This window comes from Neisseria sp. P0001.S005 (genome assembly GCF_051963715.1).
This window is the reverse complement of record NZ_JBQCTZ010000460.1, coordinates 1-780: the sequence shown is the minus strand read 5'-3', so window position 1 is coordinate 780 and position 780 is coordinate 1. Positions and strand designations below refer to the sequence as shown.

Below are 780 nucleotides of genomic sequence, written 5' to 3'. Positions count from 1 at the left end.
CCTTTCGATATGGATAAAGCGATTGCTGAACAACCTGAATACGTTGTATTCAACGGTCACGTAGGCTCTATCGCCGGCGACAACGCTCTGAAAGCTAAAACTGGTGAAACTGTTCGTATGTACGTTGGTAACGGTGGTCCTAACTTGGTATCTTCTTTCCACGTTATCGGCGAAATCTTCGACAAAGTATATGTTGAAGGTGGTAAACTGATCAACGAAAACGTACAAAGTACCCTGATTCCTGCCGGTGGCGCCGCCATGATCGAATTCAAAGTCGACGTTCCAGGCAGCTACACTGTGGTTGACCACTCTCTCTTCCGTGCGTTCAACAAAGGTGCTTTGGGTCAATTGAAAGTTGAGGGTGATGAAAACCCTGAAATCATGACCAAAAAACTGAGCGACACCGTTTACCAACCTGCCGGTGCTGCCGCTTCTGCTCCAGCAGCTGCGTCTGGTGCTTCTGAAGCCGCTAAATAATCTCTCGGTTTAATACGCCAAGCCACTGCTGCCCTACTCTTTAGAGCCGCAGTGGCTTCCATCACGATTAATCTTCCTGTTCAATCAGACAGATTGATTTTTCAGACGGCCTTGTTATGATTAGGCTATCTGAAAAATAAATTTCCTGTTTCAATCGATAATAAGGGCGTACCATGAAACTCATACGACTCCTCCTCTTAGGCAGTGCCTTAATCTGCGGCAATACATTTGCTGCCGAAATGGTAAAAATCGAAGGAGGCAGCTACCGTCCTCTCTATCTCAAAAAAGAAACTTCCCTTATTA

The 780-nt window shown here is 45.9% G+C and carries 2 pseudogenes; both read left to right on the top strand.

The annotated features are described in order from the left end of the window. A pseudogene (locus tag ACTHSP_RS21050) lies at positions 1-477 on the top strand (copper-containing nitrite reductase); the annotation flags it as partial. 173 nt (positions 478-650) lie between these two features. Beyond that, positions 651-780, top strand: a pseudogene (locus tag ACTHSP_RS21045) (formylglycine-generating enzyme family protein); the annotation flags it as partial.